This is a genomic window from Mesorhizobium silamurunense (genome assembly GCF_014843825.1).
GTDB lineage: Bacteria > Pseudomonadota > Alphaproteobacteria > Rhizobiales > Rhizobiaceae > Mesorhizobium > Mesorhizobium silamurunense.
Genome location: NZ_JHQR01000260.1, coordinates 1 through 17013 on the forward strand (window position 1 = coordinate 1; position 17013 = coordinate 17013).

Consider the following 17013-nt stretch of genomic DNA (forward strand, 5'->3'; position numbering starts at 1 on the left):
GATCGCCGGCGCGGTCGCCTGAGCGTGCAGCATGCCGGCAAGGGCGGACGTCGCCTCCGCGCGCTTCTCGCCGCCGCCCACCGCCATATGGGTCGCCTCGTCGGCGCCGAGGATGGCCAGCGCATGCTCCAGCGCTTCGAGCTTGTGGCCGAGTTGGTCGAGTTTTTGGAAGGACATGGATGGTTTCCGGCTGCAAATGGGCTGGCGCGAAAAGATACCAAGGCATCGAGCTTGGCAACCCTGATCCGCCGGTTGCGGGTCAGCCCGTCTTGCCTTGCAACAGCGTAGCGTGATCAATGCTCGATGCGAACGAGCGGAGGGGACAATGATCGGCAATATCCTGGTCGGGCTGGTAGCGCTGATCCACTGCTACATCGTCTATCTGGAGATGGTGCTCTGGGACACGCCGCGCGGGCACAAGGCGTTCAAGCTGACGCCCGAATTCGCGAGCGCCTCAAAAGTGCTCGCCGCCAACCAGGGGCTCTATAACGGCTTTCTTGCCGCAGGCCTGATCTGGGGCCTCTATCTCGGCGACGGCGGGTTCCGGATCAAGATATTCTTCCTGCTTTGCGTTGCCATCGCCGGCCTTTACGGCGCGGCGACCGTCGGCCGGAAAATCCTGTTCATCCAGACCGTGCCGGCAGTGCTTGCCATCGTCGCGCTCTGGCTCGGCCTGTGATCAAAGGACGTGATCGAAAAAGGACGCCCTTGGGCTAAAGCGCATCGCCCTGAAACGGATTCAGGCGACGCTCTTTAGGTCTTTGTTTTGATGCATGCCGTTCCCCCAAAACCGCTGCGCACTTTGGGCGACATGCACAGGTCCCTCGGGCGCCAGGTGGTCCCTTCCGTTTCCTCCGAAGACTTCAATCGTTCGGGTAGTGACCGCCGTCGGAGCCGTCGCCCATCAGGAAGCCGCTGCCGGTGTCGACCATGAGTTTCTGGTCGACATGGTCGAGACGGCGCAGCAGGTCGTGATATTGCGTGGCGGGAATCCTGCCATGATCCGAGCCGGCGACCTTCTCGGCGGCCTGGCTGATATGAGCGGCGCGCATATGCAACTGCTGCGCCTCGGCGGCCGAGATGGTGTTGGCTTCCCGCGCATCCCTGATGCCTTGGTCCACACCCTGGATCTGCTCGATGAGGCTGGTCACGCGGAGGCATCGCCGGCGGTTCCCGGCCCTGCGCGGCAAACTAGGAGCGTCAATTTGCGATGTGTAATTAAAAAAAGATAATGTCTTCAGGCATTGTCGCCGGCCGTTTGCGCCCTAGAGTTGAGCCGGCGAACAAATTCGCGTTCGCGTGAGTTCGCGTGATGCCGGATCAACGTTCGGTGAGTTTCAGCTCAATACGGCGGTTCTTGCTGCGCGCGTCGTCGGTGTCGGCCGGATCGAGCGGCTGGAATTCGCCGAAGCCGGCGGCGACCAGCCGGTTGGCCGGCACGCCGTTCTCGATCAGGAACTTCACCACCGAGGTCGCGCGCGCCGTCGAGAGCTCCCAGTTGTCGCGATAGCGGCCGGTGCCGGACAGCGGCTTGTTGTCGGTGTGGCCGTCGACGCGCAGCACCCAGCTGATCTCGGGCGGGATTTCCTTCTGCAGTTCGATGACGGCGTCGGCGAGCTTCTTCATCTCGACCTTGCCGGCATCGTTGATCACGTCGGAGCCGGTGGGAAACAGCACTTCCGACTGAAAGACGAAGCGGTCGCCGACGATGCGGATGTTCTCGCGGTCGGCGAGGATCTCGCGCAGCCGGCCGAAGAAATCGGAGCGGTAGCGGTTGAGCTCCTGGACACGCTGCGCGAGTGCCACGTTCAGGCGGCGGCCGAGATCGGCGATCTTGGTGTTGGACTCGCGGTCGCGCTGCTCCGAGACGTTGAGCGCGTCCTCGAGCGCTGCGATCTGCTTGCGCAGCGCCGCGATCTGCTGGTTGAGGATCTCGACCTGGCTCAGCGCCTGCTGGCTGATCTGGCGCTGGTTGTCGAGCTCGCCGGAAAGGGCCGTGGCGCGCTTGTTGGCCGCATCGCCGGCGCCGGCGCCTTGCTCCAGCAATTGCTGAAGACGGCTCTTTTCCGCTTCCGCCGCCGACAGCGAGGCCTGCAGGTTGGCGAGCGTATCTTCCTTGTCCTGGCTGTTCGAGCGCTCCAGCGCGAGCAACTGTGTCAGTTCGTTGATCTGCGAGTTGAGGCGGTTGAGCACCGTGTCCTTGCCGGAGATTTCGCGGCTGAGCAGGAACTGCGCCAGCACGAACACCGTGAGCAGGAACATGATGGCGAGCAGAAGCGTCGACAGCGCGTCGACGAAGCCCGGCCAGTAATCGATCCGGCGATCGGCGCGCCGCCTTGCCAGCGCCACGTCAGTGGACCCCTTGCTTCTTAAGCGCGTCGGCGATCTTCTCCAGCGTGTTGCGCATCGCCTTCTGCTCGTCGGACTGTGCCTCGACCCAGTCGCGCATGATCTGCTGCTCGGAGCGCATGTTCTTGACCAGTCCGGAAATGCCGTCCGCCAGGTTGGCCATGGCGGTGGCAACGCGCGGGTTGGAGCCGCCGCCGTTCTCCTGCAGGCTGCGCAGCCGTTCCGACAACAGGCGGATTTCCTCCGACGGCTCGGCGCGGGCCTGGTCGGAGACCACGATGTCGGACGACAGGTCGGTGACCGAGGACAGCCAGTTTTCGAGCTCGGTGTAGAAGCGGGTCTGGGCGCGGCCGGCCTGCAGGTCGAGGAAGCCGAGCACCAGCGAACCCGAGAGACCGAACAGCGAGGACGAGAAGGCCGTGCCCATGCCGGCGAGCGGCGCAGACAGGCCCTGCTTCAGCGCGTCGAGCACGGCGGCGGCATCGCCGCTGCCGGGGTCGAGCGCCTCGATGGTCTCGCGGATCGAGGCGATGGTGTTGAGCAGGCCCCAGAAGGTGCCGAGCAGGCCGAGGAACACCAAGAGCCCGACGAGATAGCGCGAGGTGTCGCGGCTTTCATCGAGGCGGGTGGCGATGGAATCGAGCATGGTGCGCATCGAAGAGGTCGAGAAGGCGATCGTCGATGAACGGCCGATCATCGCCTTCATCGGCGCCAAAAGCACCGGCTCGGTTGTCTCGGAGCCGGCGCGGAAGGAATTGACCCAGCGCACTTCCCTGAACAGCCGGCCGACCTGGGTGAAGGCGAGCAGGATGCCGACGACAAGCACGCCGATGATCAGCCCGTTGAGGCCGGGATTGCTGGAGAAGGCGGTCGAGATCTGGCGGGTGAGGATGGCGGCGATGAAGGCTACGATGATCAGGAAGATCACCATGGTGAGCAGGAAGACCTGCGGGCTCGACAGTTTGTGCGGATCGTAGACCAGGACATCCGAGCGCCTGCCGAAGGATCTGAGAAAAGCCATCCGTGCCCCGTTTCCGATGCCACCCGCCGCAGAATTGCCGCGACTCTAAACGGAATTGTGACCAAATTGAATGGCGCTTGGCAATATCGCCGCCAGCAAGGTTTAGAACCTACTGATGACCAGGCAGTCGACCATGGCGGCCAGATGCAGCCCGGCGCCGGTGACGACGAAGCCGTGCCAGACGGCATTGTGGAAGCGCAGGCCTTTCCAGGCGAAGAAGATGACGCCGCAGGAATAGACGATGCCGCCGGCAATGAGCAGCACGACGGAGGTCGTCGGCAGCGTCTCCACCAGCGGCCCGGCCAGCACCACGCCGCTCCAGCCGATCGCGAGGTAGAAGACGATCGCCAGCCGGTCGTAGCGTCCGGGCAGGAACATCTTGATCGCGATGCCCGCCGCCGCCGCGCTCCACACGATGACGATCATGGGCAGGGCAAGCGGCGAAGTGTTCAGCTGGGCCAGGAAAGGCGTATATGTGGCGGCGATCAGGAGATAGATCGCGGCATGGTCTAAGCGGCGCAGGATCCACTTCGCCGGCCACGATATCGGCCACAAATTGTAGGCCAGCGACACCGACAGCACGGTGAGCAACGACACCACGTAGAAGACGGCGGCGACATATTCGCCCGGGCCGGAACGGAAGGCAGCGAGCGCCAGGAAGGCAGAACCGGCCGCGATCGCCAGCACGATGCCGACGGCATGGACGATGCCATCGGCGATCATCTCGCCGCGCGAATAGTGCCAGCGACCCACAAAAGGGACTTCGATCTGAGTCCCGATTTCGAGATGGGACTTTGCGCGTGCGTCGTTCATGGTTGGTCCTTGAAGCCCTATCTGGGCAGTCGTGGACCAGTATTTCAAGCTTCGGTTGCGGTTTTGCGACTGCGGCGCTTCAGCGCGCCGGGCTCGCCGGTGCCACTTCTCAACGGGACGGGAGCGGCTTCTTCACGGTCTTGAGCAGCGCCCGCTGGATGACCTCGTTGCCGGCGACGACCGAGCCGCGCTCCAGCATTTCCTGTCCGCCCTCGAAGTCGGAGACGAAGCCGCCCGCCTCGCGGATCAACAGCAGGCCGGCGGCGATATCCCAGGCGGAGAGGCCTACTTCCCAAAACCCGTCCATGCGGCCGGCCGCGACATAGGCGAGGTCGAGCGAAGCGGAGCCGAGACGGCGAACGCCGGAGACTTCGGCCATGACGTTACGCAATTCGATCAGGAAATTGCCGTGCTGGCCGCGCCCGAGATGCGGCACGCCGCAGCCGATCACGGCATCGGTGAGCTTGCCGCGCCCGGCAACGCGCAGCCGGCGATCGTTCATGAAGGCGCCGCCGCCGCGCTCGGCGGTATAGAGCTCGTCCATGGCCGGATTGTAGACGACGCCGGCGACGATCTGGCCCTGGCGCTCGAGCGCGATCGAGACCGCGAAGAGCGGGATGCCATGCAGGAAGTTGGTGGTGCCGTCGAGCGGGTCGACGATCCAGCGATGCTGGCCGTCCTCGCCTTCGACGGCGCCGCGCTCCTCCATCAGGAAGGCGTAGCCCGGCCGCGCCTTCGACAGCTCGGCAAAGACAATCTCTTCAGCCTTGCGGTCGGCCTGGCTGACATAGTCGCCAGGTCCCTTCATCGAGACCTGCAGGTTCTGCACCTCGCCGAAATCGCGCGACAGGGAGCGGCCGGCCTTCATCGCGGCCTGGACCATGACATTGAGGAGAGCGGAGCGCGCCATTTTTTCTTCCTGCTTCTTGGCCGTTTAGTCTGCGCGGCGCACGTAAGTGATCTCGTTGGTGTCGACGACGATCCGCTCGCCGGCCGAGATGAAGGGCGGCACCAGCACGCGGACGCCGTTTTCCAGCACCGCAGGCTTGTAGGAGGAGGCCGCCGTCTGGCCCTTCACCACCGGGTCGGCCTCGGTGATGGCCAGCGTCACCTGGTCGGGCAGCGAGATGCCGATCGGCCGTTCCTCATAGAGTTGGACCGTCACCATCATGCCGTCCTGCAGGAAAGCGGCGCGTTCGCCGACAAAATCCTTCGGCAGCTCGAGCTGCTCGTAGCTCTCGGTGTCCATAAACACCAGCGCGTCGCCCTGCTCGTAGAGGAAGGAAAAATCCTTCAGGTCGAGCCGGATCTGCTCGACGGTCTCGGCCGAGCGGAAGCGCTCGTTGAGCTTGGTGCCGTTGATCAGGTTCTTCAGCTCGACCTGGTTGTAGGCGCCGCCCTTGCCGGGCTTCACGGTGTTGGTCTTGACCGCCACCCACAGGCCGCCATCGTGCTCGATGACATAGCCGGGACGGATTTCGCTGCCACTGATCTTGGCCATGTTGAACTGATCCGGAATGAGATTTTTTCGCGCGGAGCGCGCTTTGGCGCCTCCAAGACCACAAATCGCATTGAGTGGCAAGGGAGGGCGGCAAGGGAGCATCGGATCGGCGCGGCGCCGCCAGCCGAGGTCAGCCCTCGATATCGATGACCTTGCCGACGGCCTCGGCGATGGCGGCGGCGACCTTTTCCAGACGGTTGAGATGAGGCGAGCACAACGCCACCACCGGCATGGAAAGGTCGAGATCACCGACATCGACAAGCTCGACATCGTCGGGCAGTACCCGCGCCGCCAGCCGCAGCGGTACAAGCCCGAGACCATGCCCCCGGCGCACCCATTCCATCTGCATGGTAGGGTCTTGGATCTCGGCGGCAACAAGCAGGCGCTGCCGGTCGCCCAAGGCGGACCGAAGTCTCTGGCGCGCGTCGCAAGGCTCGGGGCTCAGCACCCAGGGCATGTCTGCGAGCACAGAGTGCCTTGGATCTGAGGCAAGGCCGGCGCGCGCCAAGATGCCAAGACGTTCCGTGCCGACGATGTCACTGTCTTGATCACCGGTCGCCCGCAACACGATCGCCATGTCGAGCTGGCCGCGCCCGAACTGTTCGATCAATTCGGCGCTCCAGGCAGTCCGCAGACGCAAAGAGACTTTTGGATATGCGGCGGCCGCGCCGGCAATGGCGCTCGCTACACTGGCGTCGGACAAGCCGTGCGCCAGGCCGACGCGCAACACGCCCTGCGGCTCGGCATCCGACGCGAAGGATTTCAGCGCTTCCACCGAGGCCAGGATGTCCTTGGCGCGCGCCAGCACTTCCAATCCTGCCGCTGTCAGGCATGGCGGTTTCTGCCGGCGGTCGAGCAGCGTCGTGCCGAGCATGTCCTCCAGCCGCTGCATCTGGCGCGTCACTGCCGGCTGCGTCAGCGGCAGCCGCGACGCCACTTTCTGGATCGAGCCTTCCTCGGCGAAAAGGACAAGGGTGCGTAATTCCTCTAGCATGCGGATGTTCTCAATGCATAATAATTGTGAATATTATGAATTTGAAATCCGATGTCGCGCAAGCGATTTCTCTTCCGACGCACTCAGCGAAGGAAAACCAAATGCGCACGATCGAATTGCAAGCTCCCGGCGGCATTGAAAACCTCAGGATGGTCGAACGGCCGATGCCGAAGCCGGGTCGTCAGGAAATCATCATCAGGGTCAAAGCGAGCGCGCTCAACTACCGCGACGTCGAGATCGTGCGCGGCAGCTATCACACGATTTTCGCCCTGCCGCTGGTGCCGCTTTCCGATGGTGTCGGCGAGGTGGTGGCCGCCGGCGCGGAGGTCAGCCGGTTCAAGGTCGGCGACCGCGTATGCGGCACGTTCTGGCAGCGCTGGGTGGGCGGCAGCTTCGTCATGGCCGAGGCTTCCTACCAACGTGGCGGCCCGATCGACGGGATGCTCAGCGAATTGGCTCGGCTGGATGAGCAGGCCGCGGTTCTTGCTCCTTCTCATCTTAGCGACATCGAGGCAGCGACGCTGGCCTGCGCCGGCGTGACCGCCTGGCATGCGCTGTTCACCGAAGGCAATCTGAGGCCTGGTGAGACTGTGCTCAGCCTTGGCACCGGCGGCGTGTCGCTGTTTGCCGTGCAATTTGCCAAGGCAGCCGGCGCCCGCGTCATCGTCACCTCGAGCAGCGACGAGAAGCTTGCCCGAGCCAAGGAACTCGGCGCGCATGACGGCGTCAACTATAGCAACAACCCGGATTGGGGGTCGGCTGTGCTGGAGCTGACCGATGGGCGCGGCGCCGATCATATCATCGAAGTGGGCGGCCCGCAGAGTTTCGCGCAGTCGCTCAAGGCAGCGGCGCGCTGCGCGCAGATCAACGTCATCGGCTATCTCGGCGGCAGCGAAGGGGCGATCAATCCGCTCGACATCTTCCGTCGCCAGGTGAGGGCGCGCGGCATACCGGTCGGCTCACGCGAATCCTTCGAGGCGATGAACCGGGCGATTGCGGTCAATGGCCTGCGGCCGGTGATCGACAGGGTGTTTCCCTGGCAAGAGGCGGCGGACGCGCTTCGGTACCTCGAGCACGGCTCGCCTTTCGGCAAGGTGGTGCTCGATCACACGCTATAAGGCGGTGTTAAGGCAGCCGGTTCGCCTTCTGCAGCGCCTGCTTGGTCTGGCCGTCGTCGAGGCCCTGCAGGAAATCGTCCATCTGCGGGTCGATCAGTCCGGCGCGGCGGGCGACGATATACCAGGCTCCGGCCAGGATCAGGTCCGGGTCGGTGCCGATGCCGCCCATATAGAGCTTGGCGAGGCGGTTCTGGGCGGCGACGTTGCCGCCCTCGGCCGCCCGCTTCATCCAGGCGAAGCCCGATTTCAGATCGCGCCCGCCGCCGCGCCCCTCGATCATCCAAGCGGCGAGATCGATCTGCGCGGTGTCGTAGTTCTGCCGGGCGGCCTGCGCCAACAGGACGCGTGCCTTGGCGTCGTCGCGCAGCTTGCCGCCCGCGCCGTTGGCGTAGAGTTGCGCCATCGCGTATTCGGCGTCGGCAAGGCCGGTGCCGGCGGCGCGTTCATAGTAGACGGCCGCCTTGCCAAGGCCGGCATCGCCCGGATCCTGCTGGACGAGCAATTGCGCGAAGTTGAACTGGGCCAGGCGGTTGCCTGCCTCGGCGGCGGCCTGCATCAGCGCATAGGCTTCCTTGTCGTCCTTCTTCACATAACGGCCGTCGAGCAGCATCAGCGCATACTGGAACTGCGCTTCCGGCACGCCCTGCTCGGCGGCGAGCCCATACCATTTCGCGGCCTCTGCCGCGTTGAGCGGAACGCCCAGCCCGCGCGACAGGATCTCGGCGACCAGCGTCTGGGCCGCGGGGTCGCCGTTCTTGGCCCGGACCATGGCAAGGTTGTAGGCGGTCTTATAGAGCCCGCGCTGGAAGGCGCCGTAGGCGGCGTCCGGCGGCTTGGCGCCGAAGCGATCGGGATTGACGGTATCGGCCGATGGCGGTTGAAGCGTTGCCGGCTGCGGCAGCTGTGTTTCGATCGGCTTGTCGGCATGGACCGCGCCGGCATTCGGGGCGCCAGTATTCGGGGCGCTTGTAACAGGGGCGACCGTATTGGGAGCGCCCGTATTGGGAGGGCTTGTGTTTGGCGCGCTCGTGCCCGGTGTGCTCGTGTCCGGCCTGGGCTGCGGCACCGGCACGGTTTCCGTGCCCGCCGCCGCGGCCGCCTGGATCGTCAAGGCAGCGGCCAAGACCGTGAAGGAAAGCCGGGACCAGCGCACGTCAGTCCTCGAAGCGCGGCGCGGTTTCGTCGAGCAGCGCGTTGGCGGCGGCGATCGCCGCGCGCGGATCGAGTCCCTCGGCGAAGACGGCGCTGGAGAGCGCCACGAATTCGGCTCCTGTGGCCGCTACAGTCTCCACCGAGGCGAGCTCGGACCCGGCCATCACGATGCAGGGGATCTGGATCATCTGCGCCCACCATTCGCCGAGCGAGAGGTTGCGTGGATGCGGCTCCGGCTTGTTGTCGTAACCGAAGCGGCCGAAGAACATGTAGTCGGGCCGCTCCTCGCCGAGGCCCAGCGCCTCGTCGCGGGTCTTGGCGCCGCCGGCGCCGACCGTCATCTTGTCTGCCAGGCGCTCGATCGTCTCGGCGAGCTCCCGGCGGTTTGCCTCGACATGGATGCCGTCGGCGTGGACGCGGCCGGCGATGCGGCTGTCGCCGGCGATGATGACGGCGATGCCGGCGGCTTGAGCGACCGGCACGATCTTCTCCGCGAAGGCCTGGAAGGCGGCATCGTCCATGCCGTTGTCAGGCAGGATCAGCGAGGCGATATCGCCACCGTCGAACGCCGCGCAGATGTGCTCGGCCGTCGCAAGCGGCGGCGCGATCAGCACGATGCGGCAGCGGTTGGGCGGCGTTGCTTCATTCATCGGTCTTCGATCCCGGTTCTCGCCTATGCCGGGCGAAGATGGTTGCATTGCGGCATAGAGCAAAGCGCCTGGCTTGAACAGGAGGCCTGCGAAGATAGCCGCCGAAATGCATCGCGACAGCGGCGGCTTGCGCCAATTTCGGGGACTGGCAGACGGCCTGTGGAAACCCAGTGGAAGCCCCCGATGGAAGTCCCCAGTGGAAGCCAATGAGACGTCCGCTAGGTTGGCAAACGAAAGCACGGAAAGAGCATGGCGCAAAACATCTACGATCAGGCTGATTTCTTCGAAGGCTACAGCCGCCTCGGCCGTTCGGTGGAAGGTCTGGATGGCGCGCCCGAGTGGCCGGCGTTGCGCGCCATGCTGCCGGAAGTCGATGGTGCGCGCATTGTCGATCTGGGCTGCGGCTTCGGCTGGTTCTGCCGCTGGGCGCGCGCGCAAGGAGCCAGGGAGGTTCTCGGCCTCGACCTGTCGGAGAAGATGCTTGCCCGGGCGCGCGCCGCCGGCGCCGACGACGCCATCACCTATGAGCGGGGCGACCTCGACGAGCTCAGCCTGCCGAAGGCGTGCTTCGACCTCGCCTACAGCTCGCTTGCCCTGCACTATGTCGGCGATGTCGCGCGGCTGTTCGCGACGCTCCATCAGGCTCTGGTTCCCGGCGGGTCCTTCGTCTTCTCCACGGAGCACCCGATCTACATGGCCCCGGCCAATCCGGGCTGGTCCGTCGATGCCGCGGGCAAAAAGACTTGGCCCGTCGATCGGTATCTGATCGAGGGGCCGCGCACGACCGACTGGTTGACCAGGGGTGTGGTGAAGCATCACCGCACCATCGGCACCACGCTCAACCGCCTGATCAAGGCCGGCTTCACCATCGGACATGTGGAGGAATTCTGTCCGACGGATGCGCAGATCGCCGCCAGGCCGGAACTGGCCGAAGAGCTCGAGCGGCCGATGTTCCTCCTTGTTCAGGCGAGGCGATGAAGGCCCTGCGGCGGGTTAGAGGTCCAGCTTGTAGCCGATATGGCTGGCCTTGAAGCCGAGCCGTTCGTAGAAGCGGTGGGCGTCGAGCCGGCTCTTGTTGGTCGTCAACTGGACGACCCTGCAGCCGCGCTCGCGGCATTTCTCGATCGCCCATTCCAGCAGGCGCTGTCCCAGCCCTTCGCCGCGCCGGCTCGCCGCGACACGCACCGCCTCGATCTGGCCGCGCCAGGCGCCCCGCATCGACAGCCCTGGAAGAAAGCTGATCTGCAGAGTGCCGATGACCTCGGCGCCGTCCGTCATCACCGCCAGGAACTGGCTCGGGTTGCCGTCGATCGCCGCGAAGGCATCCTGATAGGCTTGCGCCAAAGGCACGCTCGCATTCTCGCGGGCGCGGCCAAGCGCGTCATCGGCGAGCATCGCGACGATCGCCGGGAGATCGGCTTTCTCCGCGCGTCGGATCTGGACTTCGCTCATTGTCAAAACCTCGGGCTGGGCCGGCGACTTTATGCATGGCCCCGCCGCTTGCCGCAAACCGGGAAGGCTGGGTTACGGACAGTTGATCTCGCCGGCCTGCCGACGGGGCGCATCGGCTATCGCGCTCTTCCGCTTTGTGGTCTATTGCAGGTTCTCCCGCCACCTCCAGCCGTTCCCATCCTATGTCAGGTCTGCTCAGCGATCCCTTGTTCTATGCCGCGGCCATTCCGGCGGTCATCCTCGTCGGCCTGTCGAAGGGCGGCTTCGGCGGCGCCGTCGGCTTCGTCGGCGTGCCGCCGATGGCGCTGGCCATTCCGCCGGTGCAGGCCGCAGCCATCCTGCTGCCGATCCTTTGCCTGATGGACATCGTTTCGGTGTGGACATGGTGGGGTGTCTATGACCGCAGGATGCTGATCGACATGATGCCGGGCGCTGTCATCGGCATCGGCCTGGGCTGGCTGACGGCGGCCCTGGTGACCGAGGAGATGGTGCGGCTGATCGTCGGCGCCGTCGCGCTGATCTTCGTCCTGCGCTGGATCTATCTGCAGTTCCGCCATGGCGCCCACCATGCGGCGGAGCCGAACCGAATCGCCGCGGCCTTCTGGGGCACGGTTGCCGGCTTCACCAGCTTCGTCGCCCATGTCGGCGGCCCGCCGTTCCAAGTCTACGCGCTGCCGGTCCGGCTCGACCCGAAGGTGCTGTCGGGGACGGCGGCGATCTTCTTCGCCGCCACCAATGCGCTGAAGCTCGTTCCCTATTTCGCGCTCGGCCAGTTCGACGCCACCAACCTCACCGCCTCGGCGGTGCTGATGCCGCTGGCGCCGCTTTCGACCATCGCCGGCGCCTGGCTGGTGCGCCGCATGCGGCCGGAAGTCTTTTATCCGTTCACCTACGCGACGGTGGCGGTGGTGGCGGTCAAGCTGCTCTGGGACGGTATCGCCGGACTTATGTAACAGATGGGGCGGCTCAGCAGCCGCCCCTGCAATCGCGGTCTCAGGCCGCGCTTGGCACCATCTGGCGGCCGCCGCCAAGGGCGAGCGCCGCGCCGGCCGCCACCACCAGCGTCATGCCGGCGAGGATGCCGATGTCGTGGAGCGTAGGCTTCAGCACCATGTCGGCGATGATCACCAGCATCACCGCATAGTCGAAACGCGCCCAGCTCATCATGCGCTGGCCGATGGCGAGAACCGCAGGCGTCACGCCTTCCTTGGCGACCATGGCGCCCATCCGCTCGCCGGTCGGCTTGAAGACGAGCATTCCGATCGAAAAGGTCGTCGCGTAGCCGGCGAGGCCGATGACGATCCATAACTCGGAAAAGCCGACCCAGAAGCCGCACATGATGAGGCCGAAGATCAGCGTGAGCATCGACATCGGCGCGAAGAAGCGGCCGCCGAGCTCACCGCTGGCGCGCATCGCCTGCAGCTTGTCCTCGATGTTGCCGGCACGCTCGGCAAGCATGCCGAGCAGGAAGAGGACGAAGCCGCCGCCGACCCACAGGATGGCCGAGACGACGTGAAGGAATTTGACGATCGAGTACCAGTCCATGGTGTGCTCCTGGATTTCTTGATTTGCGGCGGCGGCGATTGCGCCGACCGTTGAGAGGAGCCGGCGTTTAGCGCGGGGCGTGTTTCGGAACGATGTCGCGGCGGCGGCCAGCATGTTTCGGCGCTGCGATCAGCAGCCGAAAATCCGGTTTGCGCGCGTCGAGCAGACAGAGCTGACCCGTCCCGTTCCGGCACAGGAAGGCCCGTTCGGACAAAAATTCCGCCCGGCGTTAAGGCTTCATTAAGCTTTACAGGCGTTTACTACGACCATCCAGTTTGTCTGGATTCTTACCGAGTGGTTGGAGCCACTTTGTTTGACGCCTCCCTGTTAAACTCCTGAGAGCCGCCTTATCCGCGGCTCTTTTTTTGTCCGCCGGCGGAAGGCCAGGGGCGCGGCCCGGCGTTAACCGTTTGTTAAACATGCGCTTGCCTTCATGGGCATCGAAGCGCATTTTCAAGCCTCAGTCGTTTAAGGGTGCAGGACGTATCGGCAAGGATGCCGAATCGGCTTGCGGCAGTGCAGGGGCGTATCGATGACCGAGCCTTCGAAAGGCAGCGCGAAAACCATAAAACTCGCGGAACGCCGGGTTTTCTCCCAATCCTTCAAGCCGCTTTACCAGGAGGGCATGGGCCTGGTTGAACAGGCGGCCGAATATCTCGACGGCAAGGGCAGGCTCGAAGCCAAGAAGTTGTCGCGCACGGCGGCGACGCTCTATGCGGCCGAATCGATGCGGCTCACCACCAGGCTGATGCAGGTCGCTTCCTGGCTGCTTCTGCAGCGGGCGGCGAATTCCGGCGAGATGACCCGCGACCAGGTCGCTTCGGAGAAATCCAAGGTGCGGCTCGACACCGCTTCCGCGCATGACGAGGCGCTGGGCTGGAACGAGCTGCCGAAGGAATTCCTGGACCTGGTGAGCCGGTCGCTGCGTCTGCAGGCGCTGGTAAAGCGCATGGACGAAGAAATCTACGGCGGCGCCATGAACGACGCGCCGGCCGCCGGCCGCCGCGCCAACCCGGTTTCCGACCAGATTAGTCTGCTGAACACGGCCTTCGCACGCGGCTAACCGGCAGTTCCGCGCCGACGGGCGCAAAGCCGTTTCTGGTTTGTTCACAATTCGCTGGCATCGCCATGCGCCGAGGTTAGACTTGGCGCATGGGGGAAGTGATTCGCATCATCGGCATCGATCCGGGGCTGAGGCGCACCGGCTGGGGCATCGTCGAGAGTCTCGGCAATTCTTTGCGCTTCGTCGCATCCGGCACCGTGCGCTCCGACGACAAGGCATCGCTCGCGGTAAGGCTCTGCCAGTTGCATGACGGGTTGGCCGAGGTGCTGCATCAGGCCATGCCGCATGAAGCGGCGGTCGAGCAGACCTTCGTCAACAAGGATGCCACAGCGACGCTCAAGCTCGGCCAGGCCCGCGGCATCGCCATGCTGGTGCCGGCGCGCGCCGGGCTGGTTGTCGCCGAATATGCCCCCAACGCGGTCAAGAAAGCCGTGATCGGCGTCGGCCATGGCGAGAAGAAGCAGATCCACATGATGGTGAAGGTGCTAATGCCGAAGGCGGTGTTCGAGACCGATGACGCGGCCGACGCGCTGGCCATCGCCATCTGCCACGCGCATCACCGCCAGAGCGTCGCCTACCGGATGGCTGTTGTGGGATAGCCTGTTCTTGACTTGTTCGCGGCGAGGAAGTAAGTAAGTAATACCTACGAGGTATTACATGCGCGTGACCACCAAGGGGCAAGTGACGATCCCCAAGCAGATAAGGGACCATTTGGGAATTGGTCCCGGTTCCGAAGTCGAGTTCTTGGCAACGAACGATGGCGCTCGGCTTGTCGCCGTCAACGAAAACCTTTCGGAAGAGGAAGCGTCCCGCAGGTTCAGGGATACTCTCGCCAGCATGGTGGGGATCTTGAATCTCAAGGACATGACCGCCGATGAATATGTGGAATGGCTGAGGGGGCCGCGTGAAGATCTCGACGTTGATTGACACGAATGTGCTGATCGACGTCTGGGGGCCGGGCGGATCCTCGACGGAATGGTCGGCCAACGCCGTCGCCTCCTGTCGGCGCGAAGGCGCGTTGGTAGTAAACACAATAGTCTGGTCCGAACTTGCCCCGCTGATCGCGACGGAGGCGCAGCTTAAAAGAGCGGCCGACATGCTTGAGATCGACCGTGAGCTTGTGCCGTGGGAAGCGGCATTTGTGGCCGGTGTCGCGCACTCCCGTTACCGCCGCGCCGGCGGCGTTCGGGAGCGGACGCTGCCCGACTTTTTCATTGGCGCTCATGCCGCCGTTGCCGGGCACCGTCTTTTGACGCGCGACCCCGCTCGGTATCGTAGCTATTTTCCCGACCTCGAGATCATCTCTCCGGAAACGCACCCATGAAAGCCAGGACATGATCGGCAAGCTGAAAGGCACGCTGGATGAGATCGACGAGGATTCCTGCGTCGTGGACGTGCATGGCGTCGGCTATGTCGCCCATTGCTCGGCCCGCACACTAGCGTCGCTGCCGTCGCCTGGCGAAGCGGTGGTGCTGTTCATCGAGACCTACGTGCGCGAGGACATGATCCGGCTCTACGGGTTCCAGAGCGCGCTCGAGCGCGAATGGTTCCGCCTCTTGATGAACAATGTGCAGGGCGTCGGCGCCAAGGTGGCGCTGGCGGTGCTGTCGACGCTGGCGCCGGCCGACCTCGCCAATGCGATCGCGCTGCGCGACATCGCCATGGTTTCCCGCGCGCCGGGTGTCGGCAAGAAGGTGGCCGAGCGCATCGTCACCGAGTTGAAGAACAAGGCTCCGGCCTATGGCGGCCCCGGCAACGGCACGATCGGCCTCAGACAGGAGCTCGGCGAAGGCGTGGCGCCTGCGCCGATCACCGATGCCGTATCGGCGCTGGTCAATCTCGGCTATTCGCGCGACATCGCCGCCAACGCGGTTTCGGCAGCGCTGAAATCAGCCGGCGAGGGGGCGGATGCCTCGAAGCTGATCCGTTTCGGCCTGAAGGAGCTCGCGCGATGAGGTGATTGCTGGAAAAAGAAATTCCGACTATCATATAGATGGTAAGAAATTTTTCGGAAAGTAAGGAAATGGGTGCATTCGCCAGTCTCACGTCGAAGGGCCAGCTTACAATTCCAAAGGACGTTCGGGACGCGTTGTCGCTCAAGACCGGCGACATGATCGCCTGGACGGTTGTGGATGGCTATCTGGTCGGGACACCGCGCAATCTCGATTTTGCCGACCTCGCTGGATTTCTGGGCGATCCGCCCGGCGGCCCAGCCTCGCTGGAAGAGATTGACGCCGCAGTGCGGGATGCCGTCGGCCGACATGTAGTCGGTGACAAGCCTCGGGGTGGGCAAGAGGGCGGCGGCGAGTGACGTCGATAGGCATCGATACCAACGTTTTGCTTCGAATGGTGTTGAACGATGATGCGGAGCAAAGGGCAAGAGCCCTTGCGTTTGGCAAGGATCTCAACGAGGAAGAACCCGGCTTTGTGAGTTTGATCGTCCTGGTCGAATTCAGTTGGTCTCTGCTTTCGCGCTATAGGATGCCGAAAGAGCAGGTGCAGGCGGCAATCCAGAGGCTGCTGAAAGTCAAGACACTGGCTTTCGAGGATTTCGATGCCATCGTGGTCGCGCTCGAACGATCGAGTTCACCGCAGGTGGACTTTGCCGACGCACTGATCGCGGAGCACAATCGAAATCTGGGTTGCTCGCACTCTGTCACGTTCGATCAGCGCGCAGCAAAGTCAATTGTCGGCATGGAGCTGCTCGGATGAACCTTTCGCCCCGCCTCATTGCCCCAGACAAGCGCGGCGAGGATGCCGACCAGACCTTGCGGCCGCAGTCGCTCGACGAATTCGTCGGCCAAGCGGCGGTTCGCGCCAACCTCAAGGTCTTCGTCGACGCCGCCAAGAGCCGCGGCGAGGCGCTCGACCATGTGCTGTTCGTCGGCCCGCCCGGGCTCGGCAAGACGACGCTGGCGCAGATCATGGCGCGCGAGCTCGGGGTCAACTTCCGCTCGACCTCGGGGCCGGTCATCGCCAAGGCAGGCGATCTGGCCGCGCTGCTCACCAACCTCGAGGAGCGCGACGTGCTCTTCATCGATGAGATCCACCGGCTCAATCCGGCGGTGGAGGAGATCCTCTATCCGGCGATGGAGGATTTCCAGCTCGACCTGATCATCGGCGAGGGGCCTGCGGCGCGCTCGGTCAAGATCGATCTCGCCCGCTTCACGCTGGTCGCCGCGACGACCCGGCTCGGGCTTTTGACCAATCCGCTGCGCGACCGCTTCGGCATTCCGGTCAGGCTCAATTTCTACACGGTCGAGGAACTGGAGCAGATCGTGCGCCGCGGCGCCCGCATCCTCTCGATGCCGCTCGGCGACGACGGCGCGCTGGAGATCGCTCGCCGCGCCCGCGG

General features: G+C 64.4%; 22 protein-coding genes and 2 pseudogenes. 12 read left to right on the forward strand and 12 right to left on the reverse strand.

From position 1 onward, the window contains the following. Nucleotides 1-177: pseudogene (locus DH10_RS37275) on the reverse strand (carboxypeptidase M32); the annotation flags it as partial. Between the two features lie 148 nt (nt 178-325). On the opposite strand from DH10_RS37275, the gene DH10_RS27075 reads away from it, so the two are divergent. After that, nucleotides 326-679 carry a DUF1304 domain-containing protein gene (locus DH10_RS27075; protein WP_192245752.1) on the forward strand — a complete coding sequence of 118 codons (354 nt, stop codon included), beginning with the start codon at nt 326-328 and terminating at the stop codon, nt 677-679. A 184-nt stretch (nt 680-863) separates the two neighbouring features. Here DH10_RS27075 and DH10_RS27080 read toward each other — a convergent pair. The 7 genes and pseudogenes from DH10_RS27080 to DH10_RS27110 all read right to left on the reverse strand — a co-directional run. Then, nucleotides 864-1154: pseudogene (locus tag DH10_RS27080) on the reverse strand (hypothetical protein); the annotation flags it as partial. Between the two features lie 166 nt (nt 1155-1320). Further along, nucleotides 1321-2349, reverse strand: coding sequence for a peptidoglycan -binding protein (locus DH10_RS27085; protein WP_192245754.1), 1029 nt, complete (start codon nt 2347-2349; stop codon nt 1321-1323). A 1-nt stretch (nt 2350) separates the two neighbouring features. After that, nucleotides 2351-3370, reverse strand: coding sequence for a MotA/TolQ/ExbB proton channel family protein (locus tag DH10_RS27090; RefSeq protein ID WP_192245757.1), 1020 nt, complete (start codon nt 3368-3370; stop codon nt 2351-2353). 102 nt (nt 3371-3472) lie between these two features. Further along, nucleotides 3473-4183, reverse strand: coding sequence for a PAQR family membrane homeostasis protein TrhA (trhA, locus tag DH10_RS27095; RefSeq protein WP_192245759.1), 711 nt, complete (start codon nt 4181-4183; stop codon nt 3473-3475). 109 nt (nt 4184-4292) lie between these two features. Further along, complete coding sequence (locus DH10_RS27100; protein WP_192245761.1) at nt 4293-5093, reverse strand: inositol monophosphatase family protein; 801 nt, start codon at nt 5091-5093, stop codon at nt 4293-4295. A gap of 24 nt (nt 5094-5117) precedes the next feature. Continuing rightward, nucleotides 5118-5684 carry an elongation factor P gene (gene efp, locus DH10_RS27105; protein WP_192385559.1) on the reverse strand — a complete coding sequence of 189 codons (567 nt, stop codon included), beginning with the start codon at nt 5682-5684 and terminating at the stop codon, nt 5118-5120. A gap of 130 nt (nt 5685-5814) precedes the next feature. Beyond that, entirely contained in the window at nt 5815-6678 is an 864-nt protein-coding gene (locus tag DH10_RS27110; protein ID WP_192245765.1) for a LysR family transcriptional regulator, read from the reverse strand. A gap of 101 nt (nt 6679-6779) precedes the next feature. Here DH10_RS27110 and DH10_RS27115 point away from each other — a divergent pair, with 101 nt between their 5' ends. Continuing rightward, nucleotides 6780-7796, forward strand: coding sequence for a zinc-dependent alcohol dehydrogenase family protein (locus DH10_RS27115; protein ID WP_192245767.1), 1017 nt, complete (start codon nt 6780-6782; stop codon nt 7794-7796). A gap of 7 nt (nt 7797-7803) precedes the next feature. Here DH10_RS27115 and DH10_RS27120 read toward each other — a convergent pair whose 3' ends face one another. Together DH10_RS27120 and DH10_RS27125 are read right to left on the reverse strand one after the other, a co-directional pair. Further along, a complete protein-coding gene (locus DH10_RS27120) occupies nt 7804-8949 on the reverse strand; it encodes a tetratricopeptide repeat protein (RefSeq protein WP_312891225.1) in 1146 nt (381 codons plus the stop codon). Nucleotide 8950: 1 nt separating this feature from the next. Then, entirely contained in the window at nt 8951-9598 is a 648-nt protein-coding gene (locus tag DH10_RS27125) for a thiamine phosphate synthase (RefSeq protein WP_192245769.1), read from the reverse strand. A gap of 249 nt (nt 9599-9847) precedes the next feature. Here DH10_RS27125 and DH10_RS27130 point away from each other — a divergent pair, with 249 nt between their 5' ends. Then, nucleotides 9848-10576 (forward strand): class I SAM-dependent methyltransferase, encoded by a 729-nt coding sequence (locus DH10_RS27130; RefSeq protein WP_192245771.1) that lies wholly within the window; start codon nt 9848-9850, stop codon nt 10574-10576. Nucleotides 10577-10591: 15 nt separating this feature from the next. Here DH10_RS27130 and DH10_RS27135 read toward each other — a convergent pair whose 3' ends face one another. Next, the gene (locus DH10_RS27135; protein ID WP_192245773.1) at nt 10592-11050 is read right to left on the reverse strand and encodes a GNAT family N-acetyltransferase; all 459 of its coding nucleotides are present in this window, start codon (nt 11048-11050) and stop codon (nt 10592-10594) included. Between the two features lie 182 nt (nt 11051-11232). Between DH10_RS27135 and DH10_RS27140 the strand changes: the two genes are divergently transcribed. Continuing rightward, a complete protein-coding gene (locus tag DH10_RS27140; protein ID WP_192245775.1) occupies nt 11233-12003 on the forward strand; it encodes a sulfite exporter TauE/SafE family protein in 771 nt (256 codons plus the stop codon). Nucleotides 12004-12043: 40 nt separating this feature from the next. Here the strand turns inward: DH10_RS27140 and DH10_RS27145 are convergent, their stop codons facing one another. After that, nucleotides 12044-12595: a DUF2269 family protein gene (locus DH10_RS27145; RefSeq protein WP_192245777.1), complete on the reverse strand. Its 552-nt coding sequence runs from the start codon at nt 12593-12595 to the stop codon at nt 12044-12046. Between the two features lie 532 nt (nt 12596-13127). On the opposite strand from DH10_RS27145, the gene rcdA reads away from it, so the two are divergent. From rcdA to ruvB, 8 genes are all read left to right on the forward strand, one after another. Continuing rightward, the gene (gene rcdA, locus DH10_RS27150; RefSeq protein WP_192245779.1) at nt 13128-13658 is read left to right on the forward strand and encodes a protease adaptor protein RcdA; all 531 of its coding nucleotides are present in this window, start codon (nt 13128-13130) and stop codon (nt 13656-13658) included. A gap of 89 nt (nt 13659-13747) precedes the next feature. Then, nucleotides 13748-14257 (forward strand): crossover junction endodeoxyribonuclease RuvC, encoded by a 510-nt coding sequence (gene ruvC, locus DH10_RS27155; RefSeq protein ID WP_192245781.1) that lies wholly within the window; start codon nt 13748-13750, stop codon nt 14255-14257. Nucleotides 14258-14315: 58 nt separating this feature from the next. Beyond that, a complete protein-coding gene (locus DH10_RS27160) occupies nt 14316-14585 on the forward strand; it encodes an AbrB/MazE/SpoVT family DNA-binding domain-containing protein (RefSeq protein WP_192245783.1) in 270 nt (89 codons plus the stop codon). Further along, complete coding sequence (locus tag DH10_RS27165; protein ID WP_192245785.1) at nt 14563-14982, forward strand: type II toxin-antitoxin system VapC family toxin; 420 nt, start codon at nt 14563-14565, stop codon at nt 14980-14982. Before DH10_RS27160 ends, DH10_RS27165 begins: the two co-directional genes overlap by 23 nt. A 10-nt stretch (nt 14983-14992) precedes the next feature. Then, nucleotides 14993-15613 (forward strand): Holliday junction branch migration protein RuvA, encoded by a 621-nt coding sequence (ruvA, locus tag DH10_RS27170; RefSeq protein ID WP_192245787.1) that lies wholly within the window; start codon nt 14993-14995, stop codon nt 15611-15613. 68 nt (nt 15614-15681) lie between these two features. Then, complete coding sequence (locus DH10_RS27175) at nt 15682-15969, forward strand: AbrB/MazE/SpoVT family DNA-binding domain-containing protein (RefSeq protein WP_192245789.1); 288 nt, start codon at nt 15682-15684, stop codon at nt 15967-15969. After that, nucleotides 15966-16370, forward strand: a complete 405-nt coding sequence (locus tag DH10_RS27180) for a type II toxin-antitoxin system VapC family toxin (protein WP_192245791.1) — start codon at nt 15966-15968, stop codon at nt 16368-16370. Before DH10_RS27175 ends, DH10_RS27180 begins: the two co-directional genes overlap by 4 nt. After that, nucleotides 16367-17013 (forward strand): Holliday junction branch migration DNA helicase RuvB (gene ruvB, locus DH10_RS27185; RefSeq protein ID WP_192385560.1); only part of this gene is annotated, 647 nt, incomplete at its 3' end. The genes DH10_RS27180 and ruvB, both read left to right, overlap by 4 nt.

What these genes read in the sequence shown, in the direction of transcription:
- DH10_RS27075 (WP_192245752.1), top strand. Translation starts at nt 326, where the DNA reads ATGATCGGCAATATCCTGGTCGGGCTGGTAGCGCTGATCCACTGCTAC.
- DH10_RS27090 (WP_192245757.1), bottom strand. Translation starts at nt 3,370, where the DNA reads ATGGCTTTTCTCAGATCCTTCGGCAGGCGCTCGGATGTCCTGGTCTAC.
- trhA (WP_192245759.1), bottom strand. Translation starts at nt 4,183, where the DNA reads ATGAACGACGCACGCGCAAAGTCCCATCTCGAAATCGGGACTCAGATC.
- DH10_RS27100 (WP_192245761.1), bottom strand. Translation starts at nt 5,093, where the DNA reads ATGGCGCGCTCCGCTCTCCTCAATGTCATGGTCCAGGCCGCGATGAAG.
- efp (WP_192385559.1), bottom strand. Translation starts at nt 5,684, where the DNA reads ATGGCCAAGATCAGTGGCAGCGAAATCCGTCCCGGCTATGTCATCGAG.
- DH10_RS27110 (WP_192245765.1), bottom strand. Translation starts at nt 6,678, where the DNA reads ATGCTAGAGGAATTACGCACCCTTGTCCTTTTCGCCGAGGAAGGCTCG.
- DH10_RS27115 (WP_192245767.1), top strand. Translation starts at nt 6,780, where the DNA reads ATGCGCACGATCGAATTGCAAGCTCCCGGCGGCATTGAAAACCTCAGG.
- DH10_RS27125 (WP_192245769.1), bottom strand. Translation starts at nt 9,598, where the DNA reads ATGAATGAAGCAACGCCGCCCAACCGCTGCCGCATCGTGCTGATCGCG.
- DH10_RS27130 (WP_192245771.1), top strand. Translation starts at nt 9,848, where the DNA reads ATGGCGCAAAACATCTACGATCAGGCTGATTTCTTCGAAGGCTACAGC.
- DH10_RS27135 (WP_192245773.1), bottom strand. Translation starts at nt 11,050, where the DNA reads ATGAGCGAAGTCCAGATCCGACGCGCGGAGAAAGCCGATCTCCCGGCG.
- DH10_RS27140 (WP_192245775.1), top strand. Translation starts at nt 11,233, where the DNA reads ATGTCAGGTCTGCTCAGCGATCCCTTGTTCTATGCCGCGGCCATTCCG.
- DH10_RS27145 (WP_192245777.1), bottom strand. Translation starts at nt 12,595, where the DNA reads ATGGACTGGTACTCGATCGTCAAATTCCTTCACGTCGTCTCGGCCATC.
- rcdA (WP_192245779.1), top strand. Translation starts at nt 13,128, where the DNA reads ATGACCGAGCCTTCGAAAGGCAGCGCGAAAACCATAAAACTCGCGGAA.
- ruvC (WP_192245781.1), top strand. Translation starts at nt 13,748, where the DNA reads ATGGGGGAAGTGATTCGCATCATCGGCATCGATCCGGGGCTGAGGCGC.
- DH10_RS27160 (WP_192245783.1), top strand. Translation starts at nt 14,316, where the DNA reads ATGCGCGTGACCACCAAGGGGCAAGTGACGATCCCCAAGCAGATAAGG.
- ruvA (WP_192245787.1), top strand. Translation starts at nt 14,993, where the DNA reads ATGATCGGCAAGCTGAAAGGCACGCTGGATGAGATCGACGAGGATTCC.
- DH10_RS27175 (WP_192245789.1), top strand. Translation starts at nt 15,682, where the DNA reads ATGGGTGCATTCGCCAGTCTCACGTCGAAGGGCCAGCTTACAATTCCA.